This window comes from Oceanobacillus saliphilus (assembly GCF_023522835.1).
Taxonomy (GTDB): domain Bacteria; phylum Bacillota; class Bacilli; order Bacillales; family Amphibacillaceae; genus Oceanobacillus; species Oceanobacillus saliphilus.
Genome location: NZ_JALCZU010000003.1, coordinates 191,802 through 206,472, shown reverse-complemented (window position 1 = coordinate 206,472; position 14,671 = coordinate 191,802). Strand labels below are relative to the sequence as shown.

Annotated in this window: 19 protein-coding genes; 5 read left to right on the top strand and 14 right to left on the bottom strand. The window is 41.0% G+C overall.

What is annotated here, in order from left to right; genetic code table 11:
* Positions 1–70: 70 nt before the first annotated feature.
* From MN204_RS07240 to gvpQ, 11 genes are all read right to left on the bottom strand, one after another.
* Positions 71–721 (bottom strand): YtxH domain-containing protein, encoded by a 651-nt coding sequence (locus MN204_RS07240; protein ID WP_249870433.1) that lies wholly within the window; start codon positions 719–721, stop codon positions 71–73.
* 40 nt (positions 722–761) lie between these two features.
* Positions 762–1,094, bottom strand: coding sequence for a gas vesicle protein (locus tag MN204_RS07235; protein ID WP_249870432.1), 333 nt, complete (start codon positions 1,092–1,094; stop codon positions 762–764).
* A gap of 19 nt (positions 1,095–1,113) precedes the next feature.
* On the bottom strand, positions 1,114–1,434 hold the full coding sequence (locus MN204_RS07230) for a gas vesicle protein K (protein WP_249870573.1): 321 nt from the start codon (positions 1,432–1,434) through the stop codon (positions 1,114–1,116).
* Positions 1,424–1,684, bottom strand: coding sequence for a gas vesicle protein (locus MN204_RS07225; RefSeq protein ID WP_249870431.1), 261 nt, complete (start codon positions 1,682–1,684; stop codon positions 1,424–1,426). The genes MN204_RS07230 and MN204_RS07225 overlap by 11 nt, the downstream gene beginning before the upstream one ends.
* Positions 1,685–1,698: 14 nt before the next feature.
* Positions 1,699–2,502 carry a GvpL/GvpF family gas vesicle protein gene (locus tag MN204_RS07220; protein WP_249870430.1) on the bottom strand — a complete coding sequence of 268 codons (804 nt, stop codon included), beginning with the start codon at positions 2,500–2,502 and terminating at the stop codon, positions 1,699–1,701.
* A gap of 10 nt (positions 2,503–2,512) precedes the next feature.
* Complete coding sequence (locus tag MN204_RS07215) at positions 2,513–2,770, bottom strand: gas vesicle protein GvpG (protein ID WP_249870429.1); 258 nt, start codon at positions 2,768–2,770, stop codon at positions 2,513–2,515.
* Positions 2,767–3,534, bottom strand: coding sequence for a GvpL/GvpF family gas vesicle protein (locus tag MN204_RS07210; protein WP_249870428.1), 768 nt, complete (start codon positions 3,532–3,534; stop codon positions 2,767–2,769). The genes MN204_RS07215 and MN204_RS07210 overlap by 4 nt, the downstream gene beginning before the upstream one ends.
* A 5-nt stretch (positions 3,535–3,539) precedes the next feature.
* Positions 3,540–4,454 carry a gas vesicle protein GvpN gene (gvpN, locus tag MN204_RS07205; protein ID WP_249870427.1) on the bottom strand — a complete coding sequence of 305 codons (915 nt, stop codon included), beginning with the start codon at positions 4,452–4,454 and terminating at the stop codon, positions 3,540–3,542.
* Between the two features lie 19 nt (positions 4,455–4,473).
* Complete coding sequence (gvpO, locus tag MN204_RS07200; RefSeq protein WP_249870426.1) at positions 4,474–4,740, bottom strand: gas vesicle protein GvpO; 267 nt, start codon at positions 4,738–4,740, stop codon at positions 4,474–4,476.
* A 170-nt stretch (positions 4,741–4,910) separates the two neighbouring features.
* A complete protein-coding gene (gene gvpA / locus MN204_RS07195; RefSeq protein ID WP_067726060.1) occupies positions 4,911–5,186 on the bottom strand; it encodes a gas vesicle structural protein GvpA in 276 nt (91 codons plus the stop codon).
* A gap of 57 nt (positions 5,187–5,243) precedes the next feature.
* Positions 5,244–5,819 carry a gas vesicle protein GvpQ gene (gvpQ, locus tag MN204_RS07190; RefSeq protein WP_249870425.1) on the bottom strand — a complete coding sequence of 192 codons (576 nt, stop codon included), beginning with the start codon at positions 5,817–5,819 and terminating at the stop codon, positions 5,244–5,246.
* Positions 5,820–6,445: 626 nt separating this feature from the next.
* On the opposite strand from gvpQ, the gene MN204_RS07185 reads away from it, so the two are divergent.
* Positions 6,446–6,718 (top strand): hypothetical protein, encoded by a 273-nt coding sequence (locus MN204_RS07185; RefSeq protein ID WP_249870424.1) that lies wholly within the window; start codon positions 6,446–6,448, stop codon positions 6,716–6,718.
* A gap of 88 nt (positions 6,719–6,806) precedes the next feature.
* Here MN204_RS07185 and MN204_RS07180 read toward each other — a convergent pair whose 3' ends face one another.
* From MN204_RS07180 to pdxR, 3 genes are all read right to left on the bottom strand, one after another.
* Entirely contained in the window at positions 6,807–8,255 is a 1,449-nt protein-coding gene (locus MN204_RS07180; RefSeq protein ID WP_249870423.1) for a dipeptidase, read from the bottom strand.
* A 360-nt stretch (positions 8,256–8,615) separates the two neighbouring features.
* The gene (locus tag MN204_RS07175; RefSeq protein ID WP_249870422.1) at positions 8,616–10,028 is read right to left on the bottom strand and encodes an alanine/glycine:cation symporter family protein; all 1,413 of its coding nucleotides are present in this window, start codon (positions 10,026–10,028) and stop codon (positions 8,616–8,618) included.
* Positions 10,029–10,113: 85 nt separating this feature from the next.
* On the bottom strand, positions 10,114–11,517 hold the full coding sequence (pdxR, locus tag MN204_RS07170; RefSeq protein ID WP_249870421.1) for a MocR-like pyridoxine biosynthesis transcription factor PdxR: 1,404 nt from the start codon (positions 11,515–11,517) through the stop codon (positions 10,114–10,116).
* A gap of 133 nt (positions 11,518–11,650) precedes the next feature.
* Between pdxR and pdxS the strand changes: the two genes are divergently transcribed.
* The 4 genes from pdxS (at position 11,651) to MN204_RS07150 (ending at position 14,645) form a co-directional block, all read left to right on the top strand.
* Positions 11,651–12,538, top strand: coding sequence for a pyridoxal 5'-phosphate synthase lyase subunit PdxS (pdxS, locus tag MN204_RS07165; RefSeq protein WP_438804690.1), 888 nt, complete (start codon positions 11,651–11,653; stop codon positions 12,536–12,538).
* A 106-nt stretch (positions 12,539–12,644) separates the two neighbouring features.
* Positions 12,645–13,253, top strand: a complete 609-nt coding sequence (gene pdxT / locus MN204_RS07160) for a pyridoxal 5'-phosphate synthase glutaminase subunit PdxT (protein WP_249870420.1) — start codon at positions 12,645–12,647, stop codon at positions 13,251–13,253.
* Between the two features lie 82 nt (positions 13,254–13,335).
* Positions 13,336–13,527 (top strand): CsbD family protein, encoded by a 192-nt coding sequence (locus tag MN204_RS07155; RefSeq protein WP_249870419.1) that lies wholly within the window; start codon positions 13,336–13,338, stop codon positions 13,525–13,527.
* Positions 13,528–13,745: 218 nt separating this feature from the next.
* Positions 13,746–14,645, top strand: coding sequence for a sulfurtransferase (locus tag MN204_RS07150; protein WP_249870418.1), 900 nt, complete (start codon positions 13,746–13,748; stop codon positions 14,643–14,645).
* Positions 14,646–14,671 lie beyond the last annotated feature (26 nt).

Sequence of the window (14,671 nt, the reverse complement as noted above, 5' to 3'; positions counted from 1 at the left end):
CGAAAAAAGGTGAGTTCTAATAAGTATAGAACTCACCTTTGCATTTAAAGCAGTATTCTGCGTATCTAGTTTACGCTCTTTTTTGGGCACCAGTTGCAGTAGAATTTGTTCCGGAACTTTTCCTTCTGGTTGTCCGCTTTTTCGGTGCTGGTCTTTTGGATTCTGATTGGCTTGTAGCTGATTGATTTGATTTTGCAGCAGGCTTCTTCTTAGTTGAAGTTTGGGATTTTTTCGCATCTTCTTCTTGATCTTCTTGCTCTGCTTCTTCCTCTTTTTCTTGTTCCACTTGTTTTTCCTGCTCCAGCTCCTCATCGTCGTCTTGTTCATTATCTATTGTATTTTCCGTTTCGTCATCATCTTCATACTCATCTTCATCTGACTGTTTTTTTCTTCTTATTTTATCTTTCAGTTCCTTGGTCTTATTGGATGCATTATCTCTAATTGAAGTATATTTCTCCAATGTGGAATCACTTAGCTCTTTCGATTTGTCAATTGCTTTATCCTTGGCACTCCCAACTTGATAGGTTATATCTCCGCGCAGTTCCTTCCCCGATTTAGGAGCTAAGAACATGGTAGTGGCCACACCGAGTGCCCATCCGATTGCGCCCCCTTTGATTACGTCTTTTTTTGTGTAGACTTTATCAATCACCTCCACATTTTCCGGCTCCTTTTGATTATCCTGTTTGTTTTGCATCTCTTGTTTCTCATGTTGTTTTTCCATTATTTAGTCCTCCTTGTGAAGTATAGTTTTCATTTGCTATCTATGGTAAACGGCTACTATTATCAGCCATTTTTCCTTCTAGTTTTTCCAGTCTTTCCAGAAGTTTTTTGTTTTCTTCTTTCAGTTGTTTCTGTTCCTGTTCAGCTGCTTTGGAATTGAGGTATGGATCCGTTTCCCACCAATCCATCCCAATTTCTTTTGCTTTATCTACTGAAGCGACAATCAGTCTGATTTTGATCGACAGCAGTTCCACATCAGCAATTCCTACCCGAATATCTCCCGCTATTACTACACCTTTATCCAGAACGGTTTCAAGGACATCGACCAGATTGCTGGATTGGGTGGTTGTTTGCGGGGAGTTACCGTTATTCATGTTAAAACCCCTCGTCTGCTTAAAGTAAATTACCCAATGGACCAAGATCGATGTTCAAATCCTCATCGGTCAAATTGAATATTTCTTTCAACTCGTCCATCTTTACATCCAGATTCATTAATGCTAAACCAAGCTTTTCAATCTCTTCTTCTGTAAGGTTTCCGCCGTCAACTCTGCGGAGTGCCTGCCGTTCGACCAGTTGGCGTAATAGCTCGATGATGGTTAGGACAAGTTGGGCAAGGCCTTCTTCAGCGCCTTCAGGATCCAATTCAATACGTCCGCTTTTTTCCGGACGATGGTCAAGATTTGCAAGTGATTTTGGCTGGTTATTAAGATTGATTGATGACACGATCCAACGCCTCCTTCTCTCGATCCAATTGTTTGGATGATAATGTTGCAGCTGTTTCCTTGTTTGATTCAATCAATGTTTCAACGGATGAGATGAGCACCCTCAAATCGAGATAGACTAAATCAATTCCTGCGATGGAGAGGATGAGATCTCCTTTTATTGCCACACCTTTATCAAGCACAACATCGAGTATATCGATGAGACCAACCTCTTTATTTTCAAACTCGTGTCTCTGTGACATGTGTACCCTCCAAACTAGCTGACCTTTGCAAAATGGTAGGATGGCCATGGCCCAGTTAGTTCAAAGTGCCAGCCGGATACGCTCCATTTTTCCTGTTGATGTTTAACAATGGATAAGAAATCATCCACAACAGATTTATTAAGCATATAAACACTGTTCCAGCACATCTCTTCAGTACGACCGGTGACGTCCTTTTTCCAAATCTTCTTCACTTCAGAATCCACACTTAATGCTGCAAGTTCTTTATGGATTTTTTCGGAGAAGGCTCTTTTTTCTTTCTCCGTTTCCTGATCGATTAGCTGATCCAGTTTTCTTTTCTCCAAATATTGCCGGCCAGGTGACATCGATGCTATTTCTTCTTTTTTCGCTTCAATTGCTTCATTGTAGCTTGCAACACCTTGTTTCACTTTGTCTGCTTCACAATAAATTTTTAAAATCCATTCTTCTTTATCTGCAATATCATCCAACATCTCCATCATTCGCTGTTTATGATGATTGATTGTTTGTAAGAGGCTATCGTGATTGGAATAGATGGTACAGAATTTCATAGGGATGATCGGATAATTTTCATAAAGCTTCATCAAAGCTTCGTGATGATGAAACGCTTTTTCATGGAGCCATTTCGCATCATTTGTTTTTTTCTCCAGTTCTTTTTCGCCGTACTCTACCGGGTCCAGCTCGCAAACTACAGCGTCGAGTTCATCAAATGGAAGACTATATACATCTGATTCCCCATCCAATCCCTTCAGAGAGGGGAGGGGATGTTTCTCTTTTTCCTTGGTAGGTATGATGCCATACAAGTAAACTAGTTTTTCCATCCTTTTTGCCTCACTTTTTACTTTTGGTTAATTCATCTATTTTTTCCATTTCCCGCTTCTTTGCCAATTCATATCGGAGTAAAAGTTCTGCTTCTGATTGCTTGTAGGATTCTTCATCGATTTCCTCAAGCTCATACATCATCTGCAGATGGATGAGCTTCTTTTGGATATGTTCCAAATCATAAAATTCTTTTTCCACTTCCTCTTGTACCTTTTCCCCGATTTTTACAATCAGGTTGATCGGAGAAGTGAAAATTTTTTGAATCATGTGGTGGGCTCCTCTACCTTCAGTTTAATATTGATAAAGTTATAGGCTGGCCATGGACCTGTGTATTTGAAGTCCACTTTATCAAGCCATCTGTCATGAAGTTCATTCACCTTTTCATCAAATGCAGCTTCTTCATTACGGTTGATTAGATAGGCTGCATTCAGAAGCATCTTTTCTCCAATGGGGTCGTTAAGCTTGTCTGCTTCGGCAAGAGGTGTCAAAGGCTCATGTATTTCTGACCTGATGTCATTCTGCAGCGATTGGAAGAAGTTTTTTGCCATCTCACCAAGCTGAATCCGGTCAAAATATCCGGCAGCCTCTGATTTGGAATGTACGACCTGTTTTTTCTTCATGACATCCTCGTTTTGATTGATGTTTTTCTCAAGCCAGTCTTTTTTGCCGACAACCTTTAAACCGACCTCCATTTTCCCTTTGATTTGCGGAAAGATTTTTTCCAGCTGGGGATAGAGACTTTCAGCTAATGCAATCACATCTTCTTCGCTATGGAACATGTTTCCGAAACTGATCGGAACGAGCGTATCTATCTTACCCATCACGGTTGAAAGAACCTTCTGATGCATCATGAGATTGTCTTTACTAGGATGATAGATTTTCATCGGGACCTTTGTGACGACCATTGCAGCGTCCTTATAGTGAATTGTGTAAATATCTCTGTCCTGACCTTCAAAATAGACCGTGCCAAAAGATTGTTCCTTTTCTGTTTGTATTCCGCAAAAAACATATATTCCTTGTTCCTCACTCATTCCATTCACCTCAATGTTATTTTTCTGCATTCCTGCTCCAGTTGTCTTTGTAGCCGATGTTTATGCTTGTCCTCAACACATGCCTGCAAGGGAAACCAAGTGATGTCAAAGCATAGCTGATAAAATTCGTCATTTGATCCGTCAATCGGTATATCGTAACGATTTACTATTTCTGCTATCATCATGGATGCCCGTAGACTTGGTCCTTGAAAACCTTCTTTGGCCGGACACAGTTTACGGACCTTCATCATGAAATCAACAATTGCTTCAGCCTTTTCCTTTTGAATAGTGGTTTTATTAACCACTGCAGTGATTTCAGCTTCCTGCTCCATTGATTCCAGCGTGAGTGTTACCATTCGGTCCAATAAGGCGTCCTGGGTCTCATAAACCCCTGCATATTCAAGAGGGTTACTTGTAAAAATGACGGAAAAATCTGGATGGACCTCTATATATGATTTTTTCTGTTTTGTTCCATAGAGTGGCAAAATCTTTTCCTCAAGAATAGGCAGAAATATATTATTTGCCTCGGGCTGTGAACGAGTAAATTCGTCATATACAAGGGTATAGCCCTTTTTCACTGCTTCAAGCAGCCGTCCATCCGACCATGATTCAGTAACGTTTTCTTCAATTTTATGGACACTTCTGACATAGTTATCTTTTAGCTTCCTCCGTTTGTACCCTGAAAAAGCTCCGATTAAATCCTCTGTAGAAAGATCTTTATTTCCATTTAACAGCATGACCGGACGCTTTCTCTTTTTTGCGATATGGAGGGCAAGGGATGTTTTCCCAATTCCTGAGGGTCCGGTGAAATGAAGTGGATAGCCGGTATCCAGGTATCGTAATGACCGTCTGATAATATCTTTGTAGTAGGAAGATTGTTCATATAAGCTTGTCTGATTTTTCTCTTTGTGTTCGGTCATGTCTGATCCTCCTGTCCATCTATGCCTGTTCCTCCAAATCACTTCGAAACCTGAGACTTATTCTTGAAAAACCGGTAACCTCGGAATCGTCATCAAGAAAAACCTCATATAGTCCAACCATTTGATCATTTGCATATCTTTTCATGTATTCTTTTTCCTCAATTACTTCTACAAGTGCCCGCCAGCCGGTTTCGCCATTTTCTTCATGCTTTTTGACGGAGATTATTTTATGGGGAGGGGCGATATTTTCATTAAAAAAATCTTTGACTTCCACCATTATTCTCATATGTTATCACTTCCTTTATTGCTTTTTGGGCAGGTAAGAAACCAACATGGCTACGCTTAATGGATAAGTGCAACTAAGGCATTCGGAAAAAGTCTTAATCAATTGCCATATTTTCTAATAAGTATGGATGAAGTCAGGGCCAGTAACTGCCCCTGACTTCATGATGGAAATTATGCTTCTTCCTCTTCATATTCCAAACTATCTGAGCGGGCGGATAAACGGTCGGACAGACCATCCTCCTCAAAATCATCCTGCAATAAGCCGACAGCTTCTGCATATCGTAACCATGTATCCACACTTGCAATTACAACACGAGCTTCGACTGTAATCAGTTCGATTCCAACTACAGAAACCCTCGCGAATGCGTCAATTACAATCCCTTTGTCTAAAATACGATCAATAACCTCTGCTAAGCTTGAACTATCGGTAGACTTTTGAATAGCCATGTAAACATGCTCCTTTCTGGTTGTTGAACTTTATATATTAAAAAGCTATGGAAGCTTTTACGCCTTTCTAAGGTCGGAGTGGTGTTTGATACTTCCTGGACCTTTAATTCTTGTAGAGCTCTTGATGCTTGCAGCACCTTTGATGTGACTTGCTCTTTTAATGTGATTCACCCCACGCACACCAGTATCTGATCCTGTCCTTTTCTTCATCTTGTTTTGGAACTCTTCACCGATTTCCTTGGCCCCGGCAACTTTATCGTGGACACTCCGTAAGACATTCTGCATTTTTTCTTCTACTTTTTCTGCATTAGAATGAACCTTTGCGGCGTTTTCATCCTTCTGATTCTGAAGTTTTTGGGCGGCTTCATTTGCTTTGGATTGAATACCCTCTGTCAACTTGTCACGGAATTGCTCGGCCATTTCTTCTTTTACTTCCGATGCTGCTGCTTCTTTAATTTCTGATGGGTCATCCGCCCGTTTGAGTATATTTTTCACTCTAGGTATTGCATGGCTTAACCCTTTCCGGACTTTGGGCAGCAATAACGGTGCAGTAGTAGCCAGGAAACTGATCCCACCCGCGAGAACCGATGCTCGTACACCAGGATTATCTGGGATTTTTTTAGGTACTTCCATAGGCGGCCTCCTTAAAGGATTATCGGGGTCTTTTGGGCAATAAAGATTCGCTGCAAAAGCATGGACGAATGCCAAGTTTTCTTGATCCTTATCAGATAGATACCCTGCATGAATTTATAGAAAACTGATTAATTTAACCTGTACCGATTGATTTATTAAGGTGAGGGTGGTTTTGTAACATAGAGTGGGGGATAAATGTTGCAGGGGAGGGGATAACGGAATTAACATTACAAAAATTACAAAAACATTAAAATGACAGAACAGCACCACAAATCGGTGACTGTTACTCCCTGAAATTTGTCGGTTGATGCGGAAACAATAATATGTATCAAAAATAGATAACTATATATTCGTAAAATATATTATAATAAACATAAAATTCGTGGAGGTTTTCTACTATTGTTTTATAAACTCATGACAAAGTTGAAAAACAGCTATACAGGATCATGGCACAGACACAAAAATACATAAATCGTCAGCTAGAAGCAGCAGATCAGCTGAAAGGGTGTTGTTTAGGAATTGAACAATGCTGCAGAAAGACTTGATAATGTAATAGCTCCTCCCCCAGAAAAGAAAGCATTGTAAACAGCACATAATGATAAATTTTTAATGAAGGAGAGAAAAGGTTGGAAGAAAATAAGAAAAAAACATTTGAGGAATTCTTTCAGCAGAATAAAAGAAGAATGTACTATCATAAAGCACAGTTAGAGACGAGAGCATATGACAGGAAGGGGATATTTCCGCTTTCACAACCATACAGAAAAGTTATGCCTGATCTTGGACTATTGTCTACCTATTTTAATTACGAAATACGATACTATCTAGTATGTAAGCAGGAAGAAAAAGAAAAAGAAGCATACTACAGAGGACACTACATACATGAAAGAATTATTAATTAATCGGTGCCTGTGGTCACTCCCCGGTTTTTTCGAATACCGAACAGTGCGAACACAGGCACCACCTGAATTTTGTCGAGTGATTTAGTGACTAATTGCCATTGATGTAAAAGATTCTGGTTTCTCTAATAGTTTCATTGTCATCCATAGAGGCTTCAAATGTTACAACATGATATTTTTCCTGAAGAGGTTCCGAAAGCTGCTTGGAAATGGTTGATGCTTCCGAATCGTAATCAGCATCATATGCAATGCCATCAACTATCACTCTGAAGCTGCTGTCTTCGATTTTTAAGTCAGCTTCGGCGTCAATATCCGCTGTCAGAAGTGGTGTACTGCTATCGATGATTTCTCCCATTTCAAATGATGGATTGATTTTAATATGTTCCCAATCTCGACTGCTATCAGGGAGTATCTCGGCGGCTTCTTCCACGTCATTTAATAGACGCAGCGTATTATTACCGAGCAGTTTTTGAATATCCCCATTTGTATACCCTCTGTGAACAAGCTCATCTGTAATTTTATGAAGGTCTGTCGCGTCATTTATATCAATTGGCATATCGGAGCCATCAAAATCTGATCCAATTGCGACATGATTGATACCGATTAGGTTTACTGCATAGTCAATGTGGTCCACAACATCAGTTACGTAAGCTTCAGGTTCATCTGTCAAAAATAAAGGATAAAAAACGATACCGATGACACCACCATTTTCAGCAAGAGCTCTCAGCTGCTCATCGGTTAGATTCCGCTGATGATTTTTCAGTTTATTGACAGCGGAATGGGTTGCCATAACAGGGGCTTCAGTTACTTCCATTACATCCCAGAATGTATTTTCCGACATATGGGACACATCGATAATCATTCCCAGCTTATTCATTTCCTTGGATACGGCAGCGCCAAGATCCGTCAAGCCGCCCTGTGATGGAGTTTTCTCCGGATCGCCATATACTCGATTCGCACCTTCACCGAGCGCATTGGAGTAATTCCAATTAAAGCCGATAGCTTTTACACCGAGATCATGGTACTGATGGAGCAGTTCTATTGCGTTGTGTTCTTCAAGGGAGTAGCCACCCTCGATTGTCGGGATTGCTGCGATCTTTCCCTGATGCACCGTATTCAAGATTTCATGAGTTGTTGAGGAAATCTGAATTTCATCCGGGTTGTTTTTTTCTGTCCAATGAAGTGCATTAATCAGGGCAAGTGTTCGGCTGACATTGCGAGCGTTGTTGCCATAATAATCAGTTGTGTAGGCTGCAAAAAATGCTGCATTCAAGCCGCCTTCGTTCATTTTTGGAATATCGATATGCAAGGAAGTTTCTTCCCCGATATCTATCTCAGGAAGCCATGTTTCTTCGTTAATAACATGCATCATTGTATCGACATGACTATCGATTACAATAGAAGAGAAATGGATATCATCCACCGTTGCCTCTTGATGGATAGCCGGGTTTAATGTTGAGACAAGGTTTTCGATTGCAGGCACTGAATTTGGCGAATGAAAGAATAAAGCAACAATCATCCAAAATAGTGTTATCGGCATGTTTGAACCTCCTTAATTTAGGTGTCACTTCCCAGTTTTTGTCGAAAACCGTACAGTGACAGGCGCCACCCGAATTTTGTCGAAGCGAGAAGGGTGTGGTGTCAGGGCATGTAATCGGGCTTTGGCCATCTTATCTAGTCTATCTTGCTATATAAGAAAGTATAAAATTTTGGCAGCAATTAATTCTTACACCTAAACGGCCACGTCCAGCTCCAGCGCCCAGGGACTAGCGAGACTTCCTTCACCTCCGTACGATAAGTCAACATCGACTCTCTCCGTTCGTCGTGTTTCCTTTATCTCCTACGCCTCAGTCCAGTCCGTACGTCCCTTAACGGACGCTTGCGCTTTTGTTCTTATGGGTTACCTTTGTTCTTCCCGTTCCCAACATTCGATTCCATCCTGATTATCAAGTATATCTTTGTAAAAAACTGGGTCTTTTCCTTCTTTTCGCTGTTGAAGATAATCTTTCAGCAATCGGTTTGCAATTTTGAAAAGCCTTGTTATTGCGTAAAGGTTGATTAAGGCCATAATCGCCATGGTAAGATCCGCCAGTGCCCAAACGATATCAAATGTAGCCATTGTTCCGAACACAACCATGGCGAGTACACCAATACGATAAACAAATATTCCTATTTTACTATCTTTAATATAAGCAATATTGCTTTCTCCATAATAATAGTTTCCTAAAATGGAACTAAATGCGAAAAGGAAAATGGCAATCGCTACAAAAATACCTGCCCAATCACCAAGGAGCTGCGTGAAAGCAGTCTGCGTAATTTGGATTCCATCTTCTTCGCTTCCGGCATATCCACCTGCAGTAAGAATGATAAATCCAGTTGCTGTACACAAGATAATAGTATCAAAAAATACACCTAAAGCCTGGATGAGCCCTTGCTTAACAGGGTGGGTCACTTCAGCGGTAGCAGCTGCATTCGGCACAGCACCCATACCTGCTTCATTGGAGAATAATCCCCGCTTAATTCCCATCATAATAGCCGCTCCAAATCCACCACCGGCAACTTGTTCAATACCAAATGCGTTTGCAAAAATGAGGGAAAACATATCTGGTATGGCCGATATATTCATTACAAGTATGACAATCGCGAGTGCAATATATAAAACTGCCATAACTGGAACGATAATCTGTGATACATTTGCGATACTTTTGATTCCGCCAAAAATGACTATTGCTGTCAAGAAAGTCAGTACGGCTGCAATAATGATAGGATTAAGATCAAATTGCCCTTGAAAAGCAAGCGTTATTGTATTCGACTGTACGGAATTAAAAACGAGTCCATATGTAAACGTAATGGTGATTGCAAATACAATGCCAAGCGAGCGGTTCTTCAGTCCTTTTTCAATATAATACGCTGGACCACCACGATACTGATCTACTTCTCTGAACTTGTATACTTGGGCAAGCGTACTTTCCACAAAGCCCGATGCTGCTCCCAGCAGTGCAATCAACCACATCCAAAATAATGCTCCAGGTCCTCCCAGTGCGACTGCCGATGCAACACCCGCCATGTTTCCTGTGCCGACGCGGGATGCCGCACTGATAGCAAATGCCTGGAATGAGCTTGTTCCTTTCTTCCCTGAAGCAGTATATGCCCGTTTGTCAGTGATAACTCGAAACATCTCAGGAATGGTTTTAAATTGTACAAATCCTGTTTTTAACGTAAAGTACAGTCCTACCCCGAGTAAAACAATAATTAAAATATAAGACCATAGAAAATCATTAATTATCCCAATAAATTCCTCCAAAAACTCCATGAAATCACTCCTTAAAATTAAAAGACTAGTTGATTATACCCTAAATAAAATATACTTAACCACCCTAAGACGGTGCCACCCTCTTTCAGTTTTGCCAGCTCTTGAGGAGGGTTGTTACAGATGTTTCCATTTTATCTTCTGGTATGCCGGCAAATCCTAATATAATTTTCGGCGGATTTTCATAGTTTTTTCCTAATGAATATGCGGATAGGGGATATACTTTGATGCCAGCCCCAGCTGCTCGTTGAACGAGTTCGTCTTCACGCAAACCATTTTTGACAGCGAGCACAATATGGAGGCCCGATCGTTCACCAATGATGGAGACCGTTTTCTCATAGGGTTTTAATAGTTCCGTAATCTTCTCGAGCTTACGCCGATAGATTTTCCTCATTCGGTTTAAATGTCTCTCAAAATCTCCCTCTCTCATAAATTGAGCAAGGATATGCTGGTCAATCCGAGAAACCGAAGAATGATAGAATCCAAGCTCCGTTTTATATTTTTGAAGCAACGGCCTAGGCAAAACCATATAGCTAATGCGCAGCGACGGTATTAATGATTTGGAGAAGGAACCCAAATAAATCACTTTCCCTGCCGGATCCATGCTTTTCAATGCTGGAATTGTTTTTCCAGTATAACGGAATTCACTGTCATAGTCATCTTCTATAATATAGCGAGTTTCTTCTTCCGATGCCCAGTTTAAAAGCTGTGCACGCCGATTAACGGAAAGCACGGTACCATATGGAAAATGATGGGATGGAGTTACGTAAACGACATTTGGATTTGCTTTTTCAATCGGTTCCACTTGAATACCTTCCTCGTCGACCTCGAGCGGGTAAACTTCATTTGGATAACTTTTCAGTAAACGTAAAATTAAATGATAACCCGGATCCTCGACACCATACATCGTATCTCTATCAAATAAAAGCAATAGTTGCTGCAGTAAAATCTCAACTCCCGCCCCTACAATAATATCCTCTGGGGAGCATTGAATCCCACGGGCGTGGTACAAATAGTGGGAAATTTCCTGGCGAAGTTCAAATTCCCCTTGTGCATCACCTAGCAAAAGCAGTTTGTGATTCTGTTTATCAATCGTATTTTTTGCATATTTCCGCCACTGTGTAAAAGGGAAATTTTCTGTATCGACCCAACTCGGATGGAAATTGAAGTTGATCTCACGATGTTTTTCCTCTTGTGGATCCGTTGTTGGCTTTGCATCGGAAGGTTGTACATATTCCAAATCACCACTGGCCATGACGAAATATCCTTTACGAGGCAGCGATTCCACATATCCTTCTGCAATCAGTTGGTCATATGCAGTTTCCACTGTGTTTTGACTGATGCTCAAATATTCAGCAAGCTTGCGTTTGGATGGCAGCTTGGATCCATATGCGAGGCGGCCTTCCGTAATTTCATTTTTAATATAAATATACAATTGCTCATATAAAGAAATTTCTGCATCCCTATTTAAATGACAGGATAACATATCCATTTTTATTGCCCCTCTTTTAAACTGACCTTGTTGTTTTTCGTGAAACTGGCACTTTTAATAGGTTCACATAATTTTTATAATAAATGACATAATAAAAAATTACAATCTAATTTAAATGAATGGAGTGGGAATATTGGAAAAACAATTGGGTAGTGAAACGGTAAAAAGAGGAATGGCGCAAATGCAAAAAGGTGGCGTCATCATGGATGTCATTAATGCAGAGCAGGCAAAAATCGCTGAGGCATCTGGTGCTGTAGCCGTTATGGCATTGGAAAGAGTGCCATCTGATATTCGTGCGGCTGGTGGCGTTGCGAGAATGGCAGATCCACGTATCGTCGAAGAAGTACTGAATGCGGTATCCATCCCGGTTATGGCGAAAGCTCGTATTGGCCATATTGTGGAAGCAAGAGTGCTCGAAGCAATGGGCGTTGATTATATCGATGAGAGTGAAGTGTTGACTCCGGCTGATGAAGAATACCATATTTTAAAGAGTGCATATACCGTGCCATTTGTGTGTGGGTGCCGTGATTTAGGTGAAGCTGCCCGCCGTATTGGAGAAGGTGCTGCAATGCTTCGTACAAAAGGGGAGCCAGGAACTGGGAATATTGTTGAAGCTGTTCGTCACATGCGTAAAGTTCAGGCACAGGTTCGTAAAGTGGTCCACATGAACGACGACGAACTGATGACCGAAGCGAAATTATTAGGAGCTCCGTATGAGATTCTGAAGCAAATAAGAGCAGAAGGCAAGTTACCTGTTGTTAACTTTGCTGCAGGTGGTGTCGCTACTCCAGCAGATGCAGCGCTCATGATGGAACTTGGAGCTGATGGCGTTTTTGTTGGATCAGGAGTCTTCAAATCGGAAAACCCAGAAAAATTCGCTAGTGCAATTGTACAGGCAACTACTTACTATAATGATTATGAATTAATTGGAAAACTGTCAAAAGAACTCGGCAGCGCCATGAAAGGAATCGACATATCTAAACTACCTGCTGAAGAAAGAATGCAGGAACGCGGCTGGTAGGTTCCGTGGGGTGTCTGTCACTCCTCGAATATTGTCGAAAACCGAACAGTGCCTGTCACCACCCGAAATATGTCGAAAAGTATTAGTTGAAGGGGGCTGTTAGTATATGCAAAATAATAGAAAGAAAATAGGTATTCTTGGCTTGCAAGGAGCAGTACAAGAGCACTTAAATCATATTAAAGCATTAGGTTTGGAAGGTACAATAGTGAAAAAACCGGAGCAGTTGGATGAAATCGACGGCTTGATTATACCGGGCGGGGAAAGTACTGCAATCAAAAATCTGATTGTCCGCTATGGTTTTCTTGAACCACTGCAAAACTTCTCTAAAAATGATAAGCCTATCCTCGGAACATGCGCAGGGATGGTACTTTTGGCCAAAGAGATTGCAGATTCAGAGGAATCCCATTTAGGATTAATGGACATTAAAGTAAAGCGCAATGCATACGGGCGACAACGTGATAGCTTTGAAGTCGATTTGGAAGTGAAAGGTATACAAGGTACTTTTCCATCGGTGTTTATTCGGGCACCATACATTGAGACGGTAGGATCTGATGTGGAAATTTTGGCCACATATGAGGGAAATATTGTCGCTGCCCGCCAAGGGAATTTATTCGTTTCCTCTTTTCACCCTGAATTGACGGCAGATACTAAGTTTCTAAAATTATTTACAGAATTCGTGAATGCACCAACAGAGGCGAACACTGTCCTCCTTTAGTTTTACCAGATCAATACGGCGTTAAGTTTAACATCTCCTCCAACGGGTAATAGTCTATTAACATCAACTTGGAGGGATTTATATGTCAGACAATGGATTTAAAGAAAAGGCAAAAGGTGCCGGCAATAAGATTAAAGGTGAAGCAAAGGATCAGTGGGGCAGTGCAACAAATGACTCTAGCAAAAAGGCTGATGGTAAGCTTGATAAAGTAAAAGGTGAATTCCAAGATAGTGTTGGAGATAGTAAAAATAAAAACCATAAAAATAAAGATTAGAAAACTGAGCCATTGGGAAGGATTCCAATGGCTTTTTCTAGCGACATAAGTTGAGTGGTAGAAACCGACATGGCGGCGGGGGCAGTTCTCCACCATCTTGCATCACTTTGAATAGTACAGAACACTTGAACAAAAGCAGGATTTCTGCTATTCTAACCCAAATCATAGTTAATTAATAAGAATAATGAACTTTCTATTTTAAGAAGGAGGAATATAAGATGAGTAACGTACCTTTGATTGTAAGTACGGAATGGTTGGCTGAGAGGATGGACGATCCCAAGTTAAGGCTGTTGGACGCAACAACGTTTTTAAAGCAACCCCCAGAAGGTGGATATTATGATGTCTGGTCTGGAAAGGAAGCTTACGAGAAAGGCCATATTCCTGGTGCGGTTTACGCTGATTTGCTTGGTGAGCTTTCCGATCCGGATTCAGAATATAAATTTACTGTCCCATCGAGAGAAAGATTTATAAATAAAATTAGTGAGCTCGGTGTCGGTGATGACACGTATGTGGTGGTCTATGATCAGGGATATGCGGTTGCCGGGGCACCTGTCATTGCATCCGATTGGGCATCACGACTTGCATGGCAATTGCGCTATGAAGGGTTTGAAAATGTAGCAGTACTTGATGGAGGATTTCCAAAGTGGCAAGAAGAAGGGCGCCCTGTTACGACAGATCCGGGGTCCTATCCGAAAGCAACATTCTCAGGAGATCGCCGTCCTGAACTTTTAGCAACAAAAGAAGATGTAAAAAACGCATTGAATGATGAAAATGTACTTTTGCTCAATAGCTTATCTGAAGCTGACTTTAAAGGAGAATCAGATACTTATGCTCGAAGTGGCCATATACCTGGAAGTGTAAATGTATTTTTTGGCGAGCTATCCGATATGAAAACGAAAGAACTTTTCGATGATGCTATACTGCGTGAGAAATTCGAAAATGTTGGGGCACTGGACCCGAATAAAAAAGTGATCACATATTGCGGAAGCGGGATTGCTGCAACATGGAATGCCCTCATTTTAAATAAACTTGGGCAGGATAATGTAGCAATGTATGACGGTTCAATGACCGAATGGGCTGCAGATCCATCATTACCACTGAACAAGGTTGAAAAATAAACGGAAAATAAATAAGAGAAAGTTAG